Origin of the sequence: Pseudomonas sp. P135, assembly GCF_020312125.1 — a bacterium.
GTDB lineage: Bacteria > Pseudomonadota > Gammaproteobacteria > Pseudomonadales > Pseudomonadaceae > Aquipseudomonas > Aquipseudomonas fragariae.
The window spans coordinates 309,843-328,094 of sequence record NZ_JAGPYR010000006.1; the positions used below are offsets into that span (position 1 = coordinate 309,843).

10 protein-coding genes are annotated in these 18,252 nt (G+C 59.4%); 5 read left to right on the forward strand and 5 right to left on the reverse strand.

The features are described from left to right. Positions 1-4 precede the first annotated feature (4 nt). The 5 genes from KBY08_RS12125 to KBY08_RS12145 all read left to right on the forward strand — a co-directional run bounded on the left by KBY08_RS12125 (position 5) and on the right by KBY08_RS12145 (position 5,873). On the forward strand, positions 5-1,270 hold the full coding sequence (locus KBY08_RS12125) for an AAA family ATPase (RefSeq protein WP_032620174.1): 1,266 nt from the start codon (positions 5-7) through the stop codon (positions 1,268-1,270). Then, complete coding sequence (locus KBY08_RS12130) at positions 1,267-1,914, forward strand: retron system putative HNH endonuclease (protein ID WP_111522134.1); 648 nt, start codon at positions 1,267-1,269, stop codon at positions 1,912-1,914. The genes KBY08_RS12125 and KBY08_RS12130 overlap by 4 nt, the downstream gene beginning before the upstream one ends. Positions 1,915-2,183: 269 nt before the next feature. Then, a complete protein-coding gene (locus tag KBY08_RS12135; RefSeq protein WP_003403016.1) occupies positions 2,184-3,533 on the forward strand; it encodes a GntP family permease in 1,350 nt (449 codons plus the stop codon). After that, on the forward strand, positions 3,534-4,394 hold the full coding sequence (locus KBY08_RS12140; protein WP_024651853.1) for a MurR/RpiR family transcriptional regulator: 861 nt from the start codon (positions 3,534-3,536) through the stop codon (positions 4,392-4,394). 3 nt (positions 4,395-4,397) lie between these two features. After that, positions 4,398-5,873, forward strand: coding sequence for an N-acyl-D-amino-acid deacylase family protein (locus tag KBY08_RS12145; protein ID WP_111522133.1), 1,476 nt, complete (start codon positions 4,398-4,400; stop codon positions 5,871-5,873). A 44-nt stretch (positions 5,874-5,917) separates the two neighbouring features. Here KBY08_RS12145 and KBY08_RS12150 read toward each other — a convergent pair whose 3' ends face one another. From KBY08_RS12150 to gltB, 5 genes are all read right to left on the reverse strand, one after another. Then, the gene (locus KBY08_RS12150; RefSeq protein ID WP_024643141.1) at positions 5,918-7,099 is read right to left on the reverse strand and encodes a Fic family protein; all 1,182 of its coding nucleotides are present in this window, start codon (positions 7,097-7,099) and stop codon (positions 5,918-5,920) included. Positions 7,100-7,327: 228 nt separating this feature from the next. Then, on the reverse strand, positions 7,328-8,392 hold the full coding sequence (gene hemE, locus KBY08_RS12155; RefSeq protein ID WP_024639381.1) for a uroporphyrinogen decarboxylase: 1,065 nt from the start codon (positions 8,390-8,392) through the stop codon (positions 7,328-7,330). A 131-nt stretch (positions 8,393-8,523) separates the two neighbouring features. Next, the gene (locus KBY08_RS12160) at positions 8,524-11,748 is read right to left on the reverse strand and encodes a dermonecrotic toxin domain-containing protein (protein ID WP_096135378.1); all 3,225 of its coding nucleotides are present in this window, start codon (positions 11,746-11,748) and stop codon (positions 8,524-8,526) included. Between the two features lie 333 nt (positions 11,749-12,081). Then, positions 12,082-13,500, reverse strand: a complete 1,419-nt coding sequence (locus tag KBY08_RS12165) for an FAD-dependent oxidoreductase (RefSeq protein ID WP_003403026.1) — start codon at positions 13,498-13,500, stop codon at positions 12,082-12,084. A gap of 118 nt (positions 13,501-13,618) precedes the next feature. Next, positions 13,619-18,064, reverse strand: coding sequence for a glutamate synthase large subunit (gene gltB, locus KBY08_RS12170; RefSeq protein WP_060409222.1), 4,446 nt, complete (start codon positions 18,062-18,064; stop codon positions 13,619-13,621). Positions 18,065-18,252 lie beyond the last annotated feature (188 nt).

Below are 18,252 nucleotides of genomic sequence, written 5' to 3' on the forward strand. Positions count from 1 at the left end.
CGACATGCGCCTCGACCGCCTCCACCTGCAGAATTTTCGTTGCTACGAAGATGCTCATTTCGACTTCCAGCCTGGGTTCAATCTGGTGGTGGGGGTTAATGGCAGTGGGAAGACGTCGTTATTGCTGGGGGTGGCGGGATGCTTCGGGAATCTACTTGGAAGCATTGGCGTCCATCAACCATCGATAGCCGAGTCCGATGTTCGGTTCGAGTTAGTAAAGTTCGAAGACAGGATTCGTTTTGAGCGCAGCTATCCTCTTGTGTTGACTGCCCAAGGTGGCGCGTTTGAGCATCAGGAATGGCACGTATCGCTAGAACGCAGCAGTCTTCAGACAAATTTTAGCGCGCTGAACAGTCTCGTATTTTCGGAAAATCTGATCAGCATCGACGGCGCTACTCACGGGGATTTGCCTGTATTCGCCGTCTATCAAGCCAATCGACGCTGGCTGACGATGAGTGTAACCGCTGAGCATGCTGCACAGAGCAAACCATCAAGACTGGATGCCTACACCTCTTGGTTCGATGCCGCTTCCAACTTGAAAAACTTCGAGACCTGGTTCATCGGCAAGACACTGGAGCGCTTTCAAAGACTGGCCAGAACGGGTTTCCCTGGCATTCTCACCGACGAACTCACCTGGATCAATTCAGCTATCCAGTGCGCACTGCCGGAGTCCAAGGGCATAGAGTACGACATGGAAATGCGGGGGCTGATGGTGGACATTGATGACCGAAAAACCCCGTTCAACGACCTGAGCGACGGGCAACGCGGAATGGTCGCCCTCTTCGCCGATATTGCCCGCCGTATCTGCCTGCTAAATCCGCACATGGGGAAGGATGTTCTAAGCAAGACAAACGGCATCATCGTGATCGATGAACTGGACATCCACCTTCACCCCGGCTGGCAACGCACCATTGCACCCGCGCTGAAAAAAGCATTTCCCAGCATTCAGTTCATCGCTGCCAGCCACTCGCCACAGGTCATCGGCAGCCTGCAACCGGGCGAGGTCATCCTGCTGAATAACCATGACGGCTCTCACCCAAGAGCAACCTACGGCCTGGACTCCAGCAGCATTCTGGAAGAAGTCATGGGCGTGCCTCAGCGTGAGCCTGAAATTGAAGAGTTGCTCGATCAGCTATTCAGCACTCTGGAAAACAACGAGCTTGAAAAAGCCAGGTCGCAGCTTGATGCACTGAAGAAGAAGGCGCCCGATCTACCAGAGTTCGCGGGTGCCGAGGCGCTACTCAAACGCAAGGAGATCATTGGACGATGAGACGCATCATCAAAGGAACTGAGCCTGCGTCATTCACCGAATGGAAAGCCAGTGCAAACGAAGACTGGACGCCCACTTATCCAACCTTGCAGAACCCGCAAAAACGCGACCTGCATGATCGCCTGCTGCAAGAGCAGAACTTCTCATGCTGCTATTGCGGCAGGGAAATAGAACTTGATAGCAGTCACATCGAACATTTCAGACCGCAGGATCATTATCTGCCATTGGCACTGGAGTTCAGCAATCTTCATGCGTCCTGCCTGCGCGAGACCACACCAGGAAGCCCGTTGCACTGCGGCCACTACAAGGGCAACTGGTTCGATGAAGACCTGCACATCTCTCCGACAGAGGACGATTGCGAACGGCGCTTCCGTTACTTGCTGACAGGGAAAATCCAGAGCACATCCCACACCGACCTTCCCGCCACGACGATGATCGAAAAGCTCGCACTCGATATCGCGTATCTGACCAAAAGACGTCAGGAGGCCATCACGGGTGTGTTCGATGAACAGTTCATATCCAGCGCCAGCGATGCGGAACTCGCTAACCTTGTAGACAGCCTGCGCTCGGGCACCGCTAATACCTCTATTGCTTTCGGCCATGTCGTTGCGCGCTATGCGGAGCAATTGCTGACGCAGCGGTAGGCCGCGCCTCAGCGCCTCTCTCCCATTAGCGAGGCACGACCCAAAAAAGAAAATTATTTTCATATATTTGTTTATATTTCATTTTCGTGTAATTTATTTTCATAACGAAAACAGAGATAAAAATAATGAATACCTGTGATCGCCCTGAAATGCCCCTGCTCCACCTTATTGCGTCATCCCTGCCGAGTACTCCCGAGTCGCCTTCAGGCTGACAGCTTCAGCTGTTGGTGTTGCGCCCTCGCCTACCCACTTTGCAAGGAACCGTCGCCATGTCGCCGTCACCCGGTATTTCGCTATTGGTCTACGCCGCTGTCGCCATCATCGCCTTGATCGTGCTGATCGCGCGTTACCGCCTCAATCCGTTTATCGTCATTACGCTTGTTTCGGTCGGTCTGGCCCTGATCGCCGGAATGCCGGCCAGTGGCGTGGTCGCCTCTTATGAAGCGGGGGTTGGCAAAACGCTGGGGCATATCGCGCTGGTCGTGGCGCTGGGCACCATGCTCGGCAAGATGATGGCCGAGTCTGGCGGCGCCGAGCAGGTGGCGCGCACCCTGATCGATCGCTTTGGCGAACGTAACGCGCACTGGGCCATGGTCTGCATTGCGTTTCTGGTGGGCTTGCCACTGTTCTTCGAAGTCGGCTTCGTTCTGCTGGTGCCGATCGCCTTTACCGTAGCCCGGCGTGTCGGGGTGTCGATTCTGATGGTCGGCCTGCCGATGGTCGCCGGTCTTTCGGTGGTGCATGCGCTGGTGCCGCCGCACCCTGCTGCGATGCTCGCGGTGCAGGCGTATCAGGCGTCGGTAGGACAAACGCTGTTCTACGCCATCCTGATCGGCATCCCCACGGCCATCATCGCCGGTCCGGTGTATGCCAAATTCATTGTCCCGCGCATCCACCTGCCGGCTGAAAACCCGCTGGCCAAACAGTTTCTCGACCGCGAGCCACGCCAGAAGCTGCCCAGCTTCGGCCTGACCATGGCGACGATTCTGCTGCCGGTGGTGCTGATGCTGCTGGGTGGCTGGGCCAACCTGATCAGTACACCGGGTAGCGCGTTCAACAGCTTTCTGCTGTTCATCGGTAACTCGGTGATTGCCCTGCTGCTGGCCACCCTGCTGAGCTTCTGGACGCTGGGCATCGCGCAGGGCTTCAACCGCGACTCTATCCTGAAATTCACCAACGAGTGCCTGGCACCGACCGCCAGCATCACGTTGCTGGTAGGTGCCGGTGGCGGCTTGAACCGCATTCTGATCGACAGCGGCGTGACCAATGAGATCGTCGGCCTGGCGCAGGACTTTCATCTGTCGCCCCTGCTGATGGGCTGGTTGTTCGCGGCACTGATGCGCGTTGCCACCGGCTCGGCGACGGTGGCGATGACCACGGCATCGGGCATCGTTGCACCTGTGGCGATGGGGCTGGGTTATCCACACCCCGAACTGCTGGTGCTGGCGACGGGTGCAGGCTCGGTGATCTTTTCCCACGTCAACGACGGTGGGTTCTGGCTTATCAAGGAGTATTTCAACATGACTGTCGCGCAAACGTTCAAGACCTGGACGGTCTTGGAGACGCTGATTTCCGTCGTCGCTTTCGCCCTGACGCTGGGCCTGGCGCAGGTGCTTTGAGTGGACATTCTGTACCAGATACGTGCCCGTCAGGATTCCTTCAGTGCGGGAGAAGGCCGAATCGCCAGGCTGTTGCTCAGCGATATCGCCTTCGCGGCCAGTGCCAGTCTGGATGAGCTGGCCAGCCGCGCCGAGGTCAGCAGTGCGACGCTGTCACGTTTCGCGCGCAGCATCGGTTGCCGGGATCTGCGCGATTTGCGCCTGCAACTGGCTCAGGCCAGCGGCGTCGGCAGCCGCTTTTTGCATCCGCAACCGGCGCCGGAGCAGTCGGCCTTTTTCGCCCGGATTGTCGACGACATCGAAGCCACCCTGCGCCAGCACCTGGCAGGCTTTGACGCGACACGCTTTGCCGCCGCCATCGCCTGCGTCACCGATGCACGCATGATTCACACATTCGGCATGGGCGGTTGCTCCAGCCTGTGCAGCGAGGAGCTGCAAACCCGGCTGGTGCGCCTGGGTTACCCGGTGGCCGCCTGCCGCGACCCGGTGATGATGCGCATGGTCGCCGCTACGCTTGGCCCGCAACACAGTCTGATTGTCTGCTCGCTCAGCGGGCGCCCACCGGAGCTGCTCGACGCCGTGACCCTGGCGCGCAGCTACGGTGCCCGCGTGCTGGCCATCACCCTGCCTGACTCACCGCTGGCACAACTGGCCGAGGTCGTGCTGCCGTTACAGATTGCTGAAACCAATTTCATCTATAAACCCACCGCAGCGCGTTACGGCATGCTGCTGACCATCGATGTGCTGGCCACTGAACTGGCGCTGTCGAGCCCTGAAGACAACCAGGAGCGGCTGCGCCGGATCAAGCTTGCGCTGGATGAATACCGTGGCGGCGAAGATGGCCTGCCGCTGGGAGACTGAACCATGTTTTATGACCTGATCATCCGCGACGCACTGGTCATTGATGGCAGTGACACACCGGGGGTACGCGCCGATGTGGCGATCAGCGACGGGCGCATTCAGCGCATCGGCAGTCTGGCCGGTGACAGTGCCCGGGAAGAAGTCGATGCGGCCGGTCGCGTGCTGGCCCCAGGGTTTATCGATGTCCACACCCACGACGATACGGTGGTCATCCGCAAACCCGACATGCTGCCGAAAATCAGCCAGGGCGTAACGACCGTCATCGTCGGCAACTGCGGGATCAGCGCGTCGCCGGTCTCGCTGAGCGGCAATCCGCCCGACCCGATGAACCTGCTGGGCGACGCCGCTGCGTTCATCTATCCACGTTTCACCGACTACCGCTCAGCGGTTGAAAACGCCAGGCCAGCGGTGAACGTGGCGGCCCTGATCGGCCATACCGCCTTGCGCAGCAACCACATGGATGACTTGTTGCGCAGCGCCAGTCCGGAAGAAATTGCCGCGATGCGCGAACAGTTGCGTGACAGCCTGGAAGCCGGCGCGCTGGGGTTATCGACCGGCCTTGCCTACGCCTCGGCGTTTTCGGCCGAAACCAGCGAGGTCAAACAACTGGCGGAAGAGCTCAGCGCGTTCGGCGCGATTTACACCACCCACCTGCGCAGCGAGTTCGAGCCGGTGCTGGAGGCCATGGCGGAAGCATTCGATATAGGCCGCCATGCGCGCTCACCGGTCATCATCTCGCACATGAAATGCGCTGGTGCCGGCAACTGGGGACGCAGCCCGCAACTGCTGGCAGCCCTGGAAAAAGCCGCGCAGGACCATCCGGTAGGTTGCGACTGCTATCCCTATGCGGCCAGCTCTTCGACGCTGGACCTCAAACAGGTCACAGACGCGTTCCGCATCACCATCACCTGGTCTACGCCGCATCCGGATCAGGGTGGCAGGGATCTGCAGGACATTGCCGCCGACTGGGGGCTGTCATTACTCGACGCCGCACGCAAGTTGCAGCCTGCGGGTGCGGTGTACTACGGCATGGATGAAAGCGATGTCGAGCGCATCATGTCTCACCCGCTGGCGATGATCGGCTCCGATGGCCTTCCGGAAGACCCGTTTCCACACCCGCGCCTGTGGGGTGCGTTCCCGAGGGTGCTCGGGCATTTCAGTCGCGACAAGGGGCTGTTTGCGTTGCATACCGCCGTACACAAAATGACCGGACTGTCGGCCGCGCGCTTCGCCCTGCACGAGCGCGGCCTTATTCGCGAAGGCTACTGGGCGGATCTGGTGCTGTTCAATCCGCAAACCGTGCGAGACGTGGCGGACTTCAAAGATCCTCAGCGAGCGGCGCAGGGCATCGACGGTGTTTGGGTCAACGGCCGCTTGAGCTATGCCGACGGCAAACCGCAAGGCGAGCGACAGGGCCGATTCCTGCCACGCAGCGGTTCGCTGCGGGAGGGCTTTGCGGATGCGAAAGCGCCGACGTAGTCGTCGGCGCTGAAAAGGGAAGGATGACCCTGGTGCGTACAGGGTTACCAGAGGTAGGGAAACAGGAACTCGATCGAGTGCCGGGATAGGTTCAGGGCTACCGGCTTGCGGCCGTCCAACGTTATCAAGCCCTCTTTGGCCATCTGGCTCAACAGACTGCGTGTGGTGCGCTCGCCGACGCCCAAGCGGGCCTGAATATCAGCGCGCTGCTGATCGCCCTGGTAGAGCAACGCCTTATAGACATCTCGGGCCTCTATACGGAGTTCAGGAAGAGTCTCGCCCTTGCTGTCCGAAAGCGCGCGACGGCTGCGCATCTCGAAATAAACGTCGATCCGCTCGTCAAGCCTTTCCGGTTCAAGCTGCGCGCTGAAGTATTGCACCTGATCCAGGGCAGTCTCCGTGAAGAAACGGGTCCAGCGCAACAGGCCACTATCCGAAAGCTCACCCCGCCCGTCCAGCTCACCTTTGCGCGGGTGGTCGGCGGCGCCAAGCATCTCGTAGTAGGCGGTGACATTGCGGGCAAATCCACGGCTCATGGACCACAGACCATACCCACCAAAGCCAGCTGCCTTGAGGTACTGATCCGTGAACAGGCGGCCGGTGCGACCGTTGCCATCCATAAATGGGTGAATCCACATCAGCCTGTGGTGCGACGCTGCAGCCGCAAAGAAGCCCGAAAGGCCGTGAATCCAGTCCAGGCGGTACATTCGCTCAAAATCGTTGAGGTATGTGGGCATCTGCTCGACGGTTGGAGGGATGTGCTTGCCGACGCGAACCCCCAGATGCCGGAATTCGCCGGGGACCATACGCACGGTATCGCCCTTCTCATTGAGTTGAATATCCAGCATATCTTCGGGCACGCCAACATAGAACTCGCGGTGCATGCGTGAGATAGCGCTCTTCGTGCACACGTCGACCTGATTAATAGGCTCATCGGTAAGTCGACGCTGGGCTTCAATGTGACGCTTGATCTCCTGCAGGTCCTTTGCACCCTTGAACTCCTGAGGCGCATCCTCGGCACGCAGAATGTCGGCGGGAATCGTGGAGTTACCCTCGATCTTGTTGCTGTAGTAAGAATTCACCACCCGAAGCAGATTCATCATCGGCAAGCGCAGCGGGCCCGGAATTTTCGCGTGGAGGGCCGCATCGAGCCGCATGATCTGGACGACCTGATCCTGCAACTCATCGGGCGCTTTGTCTTGGGGAATGTACGGTGTGAATGCCATTTGCCGGTTTTAAACCCCACCTAATGCCCCTATTTATAGGGGCTTGGTAATTTTTAACCGGCTATTTTTGCCGGCTTGCTTGCCGGCAATTTATCACTCCTTGTCCCTAAGAGCACTACCGTCGTCCGATGACCAGCGATCAGCCCTGAGAATCAGCAAGAGGAATAGTCTTTTCTATTCCTCTCCCATAGGTTCAGCTCTCAAAAACCAACATCGTCAGCCCAGCAACTACTGGTGATACTGCGCCGACAACTCATGCACCGCGTTGATGAACGCGCCGGCATTGGCCGGGTCGACTTCAGGGGTGATGCCGTGGCCGAGGTTGAAGACGTGGCCGGTGCCGCTGCCGTAGCTGGCAAGGATGCGTGCGACTTCCTGGCGGATGGCTTCCGGGCGGGCGTAGAGTACGGTCGGGTCCATGTTGCCTTGCAGCGAAACCTTGCTGCCGACACGCTGACGCGCTTCGCCGATGTCGCAGGTCCAGTCCAGTCCAAGAGTATCTGCACCGATGTCGGCGATGCTTTCCAGCCACAGACCGCCGCCTTTGGTGAAGACGATGACCGGCACCTTGCGCCCGTCGTTTTCGCGGATCAGGCCGCTGACGATCTTGCGCATGTAGGCCAGCGAGAACTCCTGATACGCCGCCGAAGACAGGCTGCCGCCCCAGCTGTCGAAGATCTGCACGGCCTGCGCACCGGCCAGAATCTGGCCATTGAGGTAGGAGGTGACTGACTGCGCCAGCTTGTCGAGCAGCAGGTGCATGGCTTGCGGGTTGTCGTAGAGCATGGCCTTGGACTTGCGGAAGTCCTTCGACGAACCGCCCTCGACCATGTAGGTCGCCAGCGTCCACGGGCTGCCGGCGAAACCGATCAGCGGTACACGACCGTTGAGTTCGCGGCGAATGGTGCTGACCGCATCCATCACGTAGCCCAGATCCTGCTGCGCATCGGGGATCGGCAGTGCTTCGATGTCAGCGAGTGTACTCACGGTTTTCCTGAAACGCGGGCCTTCGCCGGTTTCGAAGTACAGCCCCTGGCCCATCGCATCAGGAATGGTCAGGATGTCGGAGAACAGAATCGCCGCGTCCAGCGGGTAGCGATCCAGCGGCTGCAGGGTGACTTCACAGGCGAACTGCGGGTTCTTGCACAGGCTCATGAAATCCCCGGCACTGGCGCGGCTGGCGCGGTATTCCGGCAGGTAACGACCTGCCTGACGCATCATCCATACCGGCGTGACGTCTACGGGTTGCTTGAGCAAAGCGCGAAGGAAACGGTCGTTCTTCAGGGCAGTCATGTCGGCATCCGCAATAAAAGTGCCGGCATTTTCTCAGAGCTCGACGCAAAAGGCACGGCGAGAGCCGTGCCTTTTGTCTATCGAGGCGATTTGCCAAGCCAATTCAGCGGCTTGCGCTGCGCAGGTCTGAGCTATTTGTGCGGATCCTTGACGTCGACAGCCCTGATGATGCCCTTTTCACCGGGTTCGAGTATCAAGCGCCAGGCTCCCCTGCCGGTACTCCTGCCAACACCGGGAAGATCGAGCGAAAAACCTGTTTTGCCGTGTTTATGCAGACTGCCGTTGCCGTCCAGTTCGAATCGCTCTGTTGCCTTCCTGACTGCAACGACGAGGTCATCTTCGATGTTTTTCTGAGCGTTCTTGAAGTTGCGACTTTCAAAAAATCCCTCCAGATCAACTTTATACCTCCTGACGCGGCTACCGTTTTCCGGCGATCCGCTATCACTGCCCGAGCCACTGGAGGACTTGGGTTTTGAATGCTTCTTGCCACCGCGCAAACCTGCCGAGGCGTGTACCCACACATTTTGCCTGTCGAGCTGAATCGGCAATTGGTAATAGGCATCCGGCCGGCGCGGATCGATCACCCGCCAGACTGCGGAATCGGCGTCGTACCTGACGGCATAGGCCTTATCGTGTTGCACGGCATAAAAACGGCTTGGCGCGTCTTCCCGGCTTTTTTCGTAAACGCCTTTGTAAAAACCGTCATCGCGTAATTTCAACCCGCCGGGGATTCTTGCCACGGCTGTTCTCGGGTCGAGCACAGAGCGACCAATGGAGGTCGCTGCGGGCGTCCTGACCTGTCGCCCCTTGGGCAGCGCCAATCCATCGGCCAGTAGTAGCGCCGCCTGAACGAAATACAGCGGGGCGCTTGCCTTGTCATCAGCCGTTGTGGCAACGCCCTGCCATATGGCATAAAAACTGCGCAGCGCGGCCATCGGCAGCCTCACCTTGAAAGGTGCGAAGGTGAGCACGATATCGCCAATAGCCTTGGTGATTTCCCAGGCGCTCTCCCAATTGGTTTCCCACGTGGTATTGGTCTGTTCATCGACAGCAGAAATCACCCGTGCGACTTCAGACTCGTAAACTGCATCGAGAAAACTACCAGTGCAGGGCTGCAGTGCCATGAACAGCGTGTCACGGCCAGAGGTCAGGACGTGCCTGACATGGCCCCGGGACGCCAGAGGAGCCCTGCTCACCAGATAGTCCAGCAATTCAGGCTCAAGCAGTACTTGTTGCTGAAGTGCCTGCGCATCGCTCATTTCCCGGAAGCATTTGCCGTCGGGTACCTGCGGGGTGAACAGCACCAGGCTGGCCACGCTGGAAAGAGACTCCGCGCCGACCAGCAGTATGCCGCTCAATGTCACACCATTGATCGACAACTGACTGACCTGAATGCGGTGCCCCTCCACCGCCGCACGATCGCCACCTTCAGACGGGTGATCCAGTACGGCGGCGAGCCATTTGTAACCTCTGTTCGCCAACTCGGGAGGGAGCCCTCCATCGCCAAGAAAGTCTCCGGCCATTTTTGCTTCGAGGGCGTCCAGACGCATCTGTGCGCGCATGACGCTCGCGAAACGTTCGCGGTGCCATTGCCCGGCTGTCGAGGTCAATAACTCGGTGTTGAGGAATCGGACATGGTTTTCGCCGACGTTCAGATCACGAATCAGGCTGAACAGATAACCGGCGCTCAAAAAGCTGATCAGTTGTCCATGATCGTCAAACGCGCGACCGGTGAGCAGAAAGTTGATATCGGTAACGGCAATGTTTTCCAGAGACAGCTCCGTCAGGCTGCGCTGCTGCGTTTCAACATTCGGCTCGATCTCTGAAGGACCGACGTAGGTGTAATCCGTATCGATGATAATGCCTGGGTCAATCTCGATGCTCGCGGTGTGCACAATGACAGCGTCAGGGTCGACTGCAACCCCGTGGTCGAGCAGGATTCGCGCCCGAAGTTTCTCGCGCGCGTAGTTGCGCAACTGCTCGGGCTCTCCGTATCCGGAAGGATCGAGCAGGTCCGGTGCCTGAGCTTCGAGCAATGCCTGAGTGTAATCCTGCACCGCCGCTTTCCAGCGATGCTTTTCGACATCGGCCGCGGCCGCGAACCACTCGGGTAGAAACCCGCTTTCGATTTCGGTCGGCTTTCCGGGGTCAAACCAGCCGCGATTTTCCTTGATGGCAAGACGAGTCAGCAGCTCGCGAAACCCCTTCACGTCCTGTTCGAACTGCATGCCCAGCAATGCTCGTTCTTCGGCCTTCAATTGCGCACTGATCGCCAGATAAAAGCTGTCGGTGCCCTCCTTGAATGAAGTGATTTCACCGTTGCCGGTGTCCTGTGCACGGTAATTGCCGTAGTCGTCATGCAGCAAAACGATGCTGGTATCGTCAGGGCCTGGCGTGACATACAGGCTCATGCCGTACTCGATGATCACCAGTGCTCGTCCCAGGGTGTCCGTCAGCAGCTGACTGGCAAGGCGGCGGGCCAGCTCGTCCGTATAGGTATTGAAGCTGCGCGTTCGCGCCAGACCATCAATGGCCAGACTGCTGCTCCACTCATCCAGAGAAATGTTCAGCGCTTCGCCAAAAGCGTCCGGCAATAGTGTTCTCTCCAGAAAGCCGGTTTCTTCCTGCTCCGTCAACGGCATCTGATCCAGCAATTCCTCGAGGCGTGCGACCGGAACCTCTGGGCATAAGGCACACAGCACGCCCAGCGCCGGAGTCAGAAAAGCCTGCTGACGAACCCATAGGGGCAGAAGAGGGTTACGCGTGCGGGTATCCAGCTGGCTTTTTGAAACGTCCTCATTCGCCGCCACAAGGGCATCGAACAACAGCGGCCTCTGGTCTTTTGCCAACCCGGCGATTTGCTCACGCAGGGTTACTATTCGTCCGGCGACACTGTTGCTGCCCGGAAAGTTACCTCCCGTCCCGAGGTCAGAACCCACAGGCAACTGGCTGAAGATCAAGTGCAGCAGCGGCTCATCATCGGAGATCGGAACATCATCCGGCGCAATATAAGCGTCAGCGTTTAGCGTCAGGAGAATACTGCTCTGAACGACGCTGTCATCGCTGCCCTTCAGGAAAACCGCGAGCACTTCGTCGCTTTCGTTGTGAATCCTGATCGACAGGTCTGCTGGCCATTCAGGCAACTGAACCAGCAAGGCAAACAAGGCGTCATCGCCGTCATCCGGAAAAAAATCTTTTTCTGTGAAGCGCTCGACGAACTGGTCGATGATGCGGTCTGCCCGTTCCCGGTTCCGGTGTTCGCGAACGGCAATGCTACTGGGCGTGAACCTGTCCGGCCCGAGAGATTGCTGTTCAGTGGAGCGCGCAAGCTTGCCCCTGGGTGCTGCTTTCAACACGGCTATTTCCTTATAGCGACATGGAGGGCGGGAGTGCCTGTGTGGCAATTGACCTCCCGATGAAAGCGCAAGAGCCTAATGCTTTCCGGGGGCAGTGACCGGGGGCGGAAACAAGCGTTAACAATCGAATATCACGCCCCTTACGGACAGGTCGTGATCGGAGAATCGGAGTTATTTCAAAAGATCTCAAACCCGCCCTGCCGAGCGAGTTGCACCGAGTTCAGGGAAGAAGTGCCAGGCGGGATGTCAGAGACATTGGCGCAGTGCCTATGAAGGGTAGACGCTTGTTATCGGGGTGCGCGTCAGCAACGACACACCCCGGCAACACAAGGCTCAGACGCCCAGGTAATCCAGAATCCCTTCAGCCGCATTACGGCCTTCGAAGATAGCGGTCACCACCAGGTCAGAGCCGCGCACCATGTCGCCACCGGCGAAGATCTTCGGGTTGCTGGTCTGGTGCTTGTACTGCGCCTGTTCCGGGGCCACGACACGGCCCTGGCTGTCGGTGCTGATGGTGAACTGCTCGAACCAGGGTGCCGGGCTTGGGCGGAAGCCGAAGGCGATGACCACGGCTTCTGCCGGGATGATCTCTTCGGAGCCCGGAATAGGCTCGGGACTGCGACGACCACGGGCATCCGGTTCGCCCAGGCGCGTCTCGACCACTTTCACGCCTTCAACCTTGCCCTCGCCGATGATGGCGATCGGCTGACGGTTGTAGAGGAACTTCACGCCTTCTTCCTTGGCGTTTTTCACTTCCTTGCGCGAGCCAGGCATGTTTTCTTCGTCGCGCCGGTAGGCGCAGGTCACTGACTTGGCGCCCTGACGGATCGAGGTGCGGTTGCAGTCCATCGCCGTGTCGCCACCGCCCAGAACCACGACCCGCTTGCCCTTCATGTCGACGAAGTCTTCCGGGGCCTTTTCAAAGCCCAGGTTGCGGTTGACGTTGGCGATCAGGAAGTCGAGCGCATCGTGCACGCCCGGCAGATCCTCACCGGGGAAGCCGCCTTTCATGTAGGTGTAGGTGCCCATGCCCATGAACACCGCATCGTATTCTGCGAGCAGTTGATCGATGGTGACATCCTTGCCGACTTCGGTGTTGAGACGGAATTCGATGCCCATGCCGGTGAACACTTCACGGCGATGGCTCAGCACGGATTTCTCCAGCTTGAATTCCGGAATGCCGAAGGTCAGCAGACCGCCGATTTCCGGATTCTTGTCGAACACCACCGGGGTTACGCCGCCACGCACCAGCACGTCGGCACAGCCCAGGCCCGCAGGCCCTGCGCCGATGATCGCGACGCGCTTGCCGGTCGGCACGACCTTGGACATGTCCGGACGCCAGCCCATGGCAAAGGCGGTATCGGTGATGTACTTTTCGACCGACCCGATGGTCACCGCACCGAAACCGTCGTTCAGTGTGCAGGCACCTTCACACAGGCGATCCTGCGGGCACACGCGGCCGCAGACTTCCGGCAGGGTGTTGGTCTGGTGCGACAATTCCGCTGCCGCGAGGATATTGCCCTCGGCGACCAGCTTGAGCCAGTTGGGAATGAAGTTGTGCACCGGGCACTTCCATTCGCAGTACGGGTTGCCGCAACCCAGGCAGCGGTGCGCCTGATCGGCGGACTGCTGGGGCTTGAAAGGCTCGTAGATTTCCACGAACTCTTTCTTGCGTTGACGCAGCAGTTTCTTCTTCGGGTCTTTACGTCCGACGTCGATGAACTGGAAGTCGTTACTGAGACGTTCAGCCATTCTCTGGAGCCTCTTTGCGGCAGCTTCAAGCGACAAGCTTCAAGCTGCAAGAAATCAATTCAGTTCAATTCACAGGGTGGCAAACTTGCGGCTTGAAGCTAACCGCTAGCAGCTGCTTTTACTGCGGATTCGCCCGAGTGCTGGACAGCAGCGATTTCAGGTTGGCAGCCTTGGGCTTGACCAGCCAGAAACGACGCAGGTAGTCGTCCAGGTTTTCCGCGATATTGCGGCCCCATTCGCTGTCGGTTTCCGCGACGTACTCGTTCAGGACGCTTTGCAGGTGAGTGCGGTATGCCTCCATCGATTCGCCGCTGATACGCTGGATCTCGACCAGTTCATGGTTGACGAGGTCAACGAAGGTGTTGTCCAGGTCGAGCACGTAGGCGAAACCGCCGGTCATGCCGGAACCGAAGTTGTAGCCGGTCTTGCCCAGTACGCAGACGAAACCACCCGTCATGTATTCGCAGCAATGATCGCCAGTGCCTTCAACCACAGTATGGGCACCGGAGTTACGCACGGCGAAACGCTCGCCTGCCGTACCTGCCGCAAACAGCTTGCCGCCAGTTGCGCCGTACAGGCAGGTGTTACCGATAATCGCGCTTTCGTTGGTCTTGAACGGGCTGCCCTTGGGCGGCACGATCACCAGCTTGCCAGCGGTCATGCCCTTGCCGACGTAGTCGTTGGCATCGCCTTCCAGGTACATGTTCAGGCCACCGGCGTTCCACACGCCGAAGCTCTGACCGGCAGTGCCCTTGAAGCGGAAGGTAACAGGTGCCTTGTTCATGCCCTGGTTGCCGTGCAGTCTGGCGATTTCGCCAGAGATGCGCGCGCCGATCGAACGGTCGCAGTTGCAGATATCCAGTTCGTAGTCGCCGCCGCTGAGCGACTCGATGGCCGGCTTGGCCATCTCCACCATCTTCTCGGCCAGCAAGCCCTTGTCGAACGGCGGGTTGCGATCCACCTGGCTGAACTGCGGTTTGTCGGCCGGAATATGGTCGCTGCCCAGCAATGGTGTCAGGTCCAGATGTTGCTGCTTCTCGGTTTCGCCCGGCAGGATGTCCAGCAGGTCGGTACGGCCGATCAGCTCTTCCAGCGAGCGAACACCCAGCCTGGCCAGCCACTCGCGGGTTTCTTCTGCCACGTAGGTGAAGAAGTTGATCACCATGTCGACGGTGCCGATGTAGTGGTCCTTGCGCAGCTTTTCGTTCTGAGTTGCAACGCCGGTGGCGCAGTTGTTCAGGTGGCAGATACGCAGGTATTTGCAGCCCAGCGCGATCATCGGCGCGGTGCCGAAACCGAAGCTTTCGGCCCCGAGAATGGCAGCCTTGATCACGTCCAGGCCGGTTTTCAGACCACCGTCGGTCTGTACCCGAACCTTGCCGCGCAGGTCGTTGCCACGCAGGGTCTGGTGGGTTTCGGCCAGCCCCAGCTCCCACGGTGCGCCGGCGTATTTGATCGAGGTCAGCGGCGATGCACCGGTGCCACCGTCGTAACCGGAAATGGTGATCAGGTCGGCATAGGCCTTGGCGACACCGGCGGCAATGGTACCGACTCCCGCTTCTGCCACCAGCTTGACCGACACCAGCGCCGCCGGGTTGACCTGCTTCAGGTCAAAAATCAGCTGCGACAAGTCTTCGATGGAATAGATGTCGTGGTGTGGAGGCGGCGAAATCAGCGTCACGCCCGGTACTGCATAACGCAGCTTGGCGATCAGGCCATTGACCTTGCCACCCGGCAGTTGCCCGCCCTCGCCCGGCTTGGCGCCCTGCGCGACCTTGATCTGCAGCACATCGGCATTGACCAGATACTCGGGCGTGACGCCAAAGCGGCCTGTCGCAATCTGCTTGATCTTGGAGCTGCGCACCGTGCCGTAACGGGCCGGGTCTTCGCCACCCTCACCGGAGTTGGAGCGCGCGCCCAGGCGGTTCATCGCCTCGGCCAGCGCTTCGTGGGCCTCGGGCGACAAGGCACCCAGAGAAATACCGGCCGAGTCGAAGCGCTTGAGGATTTCGCTCAGCGGCTCGATTTCGTCGATGTTCAGCGGCTGATCGATTGTCCTGACCTGCAGCAGGTCACGAATCATCGACACCGGACGCTGGTCCACCAGCGAGGTGTATTCCTTGAACTTGCTGTAGTCACCCTGCTGCACGGCAGCCTGCAGGGTGCTGACCACGTCCGGGTTGTAGGCATGGTATTCGCCACCAAACACGAACTTGAGCAGGCCGCCTTGCTGGATCGGCTTGCGCGGGCTCCAGGCTTCGGCGGCCAGCGCCTTCTGTTCGGCTTCGATGTCGACGAAGCGCGCGCCCTTCAGGCGGCTCGGCACGCCGCGGAAGCTCATGTCGCAGACTTCCTCGGACAGACCGATGGCTTCGAACAACTGTGCGCCACGGTAGGACGCAACGGTCGAGATGCCCATCTTCGAGAGGATCTTGAGCAGGCCCTTGGTGATGCCTTTGCGGTAGTTCTTGAAGACTTCGTACAGATCGCCCAGCACTTCGCCGGTACGGATCAGGTCGCCCAGCACTTCGTAGGCCAGGAACGGATAGACCGCCGAGGCGCCGAAGCCGATCAACACGGCGAAATGGTGCGGGTCACGCGCCGTCGCGGTTTCGACCAGGATGTTGCTGTCGCAGCGCAGACCCTGTTCGGTCAGACGGTGGTGAACCGCGCCGACCGCCAGCGAGGCGTGCACCGGCAGCTTGCCCGGCGCAATGTGTCGGTCGCTCAGCACGATCAGCGTATGACCGGCACGCACGGCCTCTTCGGCCTGATCGGCAACGTTGCGCACAGCGGCTTCAAGGCCCAGGCTTTCATCGTAGTTCAGGTCAATGATATGGCGTTCGAACCCTGGACGCTCCAGGTTCATCAGCGAGCGCCATTTGGCTGGCGAAATGACCGGCGAGCTGAGGATCACGCGCGAAGCGTGCTCCGGCGACTCCTGGAAAATATTGCGCTCGGCACCGAGGCAGATTTCCAGCGACATGACGATGGCTTCGCGCAGCGGGTCGATCGGCGGGTTGGTCACCTGCGCGAATTGCTGACGGAAGTAATCGTAAGGCGAGCGCACACGACGCGACAGCACGGCCATTGGCGTGTCGTCACCCATCGAGCCTACGGCTTCCTGGCCCTGCTCGCCCAGCGGACGCAGTACCTGATCACGCTCTTCGAACGTAACCTGATACATCTTCATGTACTGCTTGAGTTGCTCGCTGTCGTAAAAAGCCGAACCATGGTCGTTGTCTTCCATGGTGGCCTGAATGCGCAGGGCATTCTTGCGCAGCCATTGCTTGTACGGATGACGCGACTTGAGGCGGTTGTCGATGGCATCGGTGTCGAGGATCTGACCGGTTTCGGTGTCCACGGCAAAGATCTGCCCCGGACCGACACGGCCCTTGGCGATGACATCTTCGGGTTTGTAATCCCACACGCCGATTTCCGACGCCAGGGTGATGTAGCCGTTCCTGGTCGTGACCCAGCGCGCCGGGCGCAGGCCGTTGCGGTCGAGCAGGCAGACCGCATGACGACCTTCGGTCATGACCACGCCCGCAGGGCCGTCCCACGGCTCCATGTGCATGGAGTTGTACTCATAGAACGCCCGCAGATCCGGGTCCATGGTCTCGACGTTCTGCCACGCAGGCGGAATGATCATGCGCACGCCACGGAACAGGTCGATGCCGCCGGTGACCATCAGTTCGAGCATGTTGTCCATGCTCGACGAGTCAGAACCCACGCGGTTGACCAGCGGGCCCAGCTCGTCCAGGTCCATCAGATCGTTGGTGAACTTGGTGCGCCGCGCCTGTGCCCAGTTGCGGTTGCCGGTGATGGTGTTGATCTCGCCGTTGTGGGCGAGGAAACGGAACGGCTGCGCCAGCGGCCATTTCGGCAGGGTATTGGTGGAAAAGCGCTGGTGGAACACGCAGATAGCGGTCTGCAGACGCTCGTCGCTCAGGTCCGGGAAGAAGGCCGTGAGGTCGGCCGGCATCATCAGGCCTTTATAAATGATGGTCTTGTGCGAAAAGCTGCAGATGTAGTGATCGGTATCGGCGGCGTTGGACACCGACGAGCGGCGACGCGCACTGAACAGTTTGATGGCGAATTCCTGATCGCTCAGGCCCTCACCGCCAATGAATACCTGCTCGATTTTCGGCAGGCGCTCCAGCGCCAGGCGACCCAGAACGCTGGTATCGATCGGCACCTGACGCCAGCCCACCAGATCCAGGCCTTCGGCGAGGATTTCACGGTTCATGTTTTCGCGTGCGGCGTCGGCCTTGGCGTCGTCCTGATTGAGGAACACCATGCCCACAGCATATTGGCGGGGCAGATCGACGTCGAAGTGTTGCTTGGCAATCGCACGCAGGAAGCCATCGGGCTTCTGAATCAACAGACCGCAACCGTCGCCGGTCTTGCCGTCGGCGTTGATACCGCCACGGTGGGTCATGCAGGTCAGGGCCTGAACGGCCGTCTGCAACAGGTGATGACTGGGCTCGCCCTGCATATGAGCGATCAGGCCGAAGCCGCAGTTATCCTTGAATTCATCTGGTTGGTACAGACCTGCTTTCATAGACACTTTCTCACCAGGCTGCCTCTGTGCGAGGCAAATTTCCTTTTAATTCAACCAATTGCCTGTCACGCCGAACGTGCGCCAGCTTCGGACAGGCAAAACGGAGGTCATTGTACACAGCGACACAAGGGCTCACAAATTTAACGACGACTGGCTGATAATCAATGTCGCAATTATGAAAGTTTTAA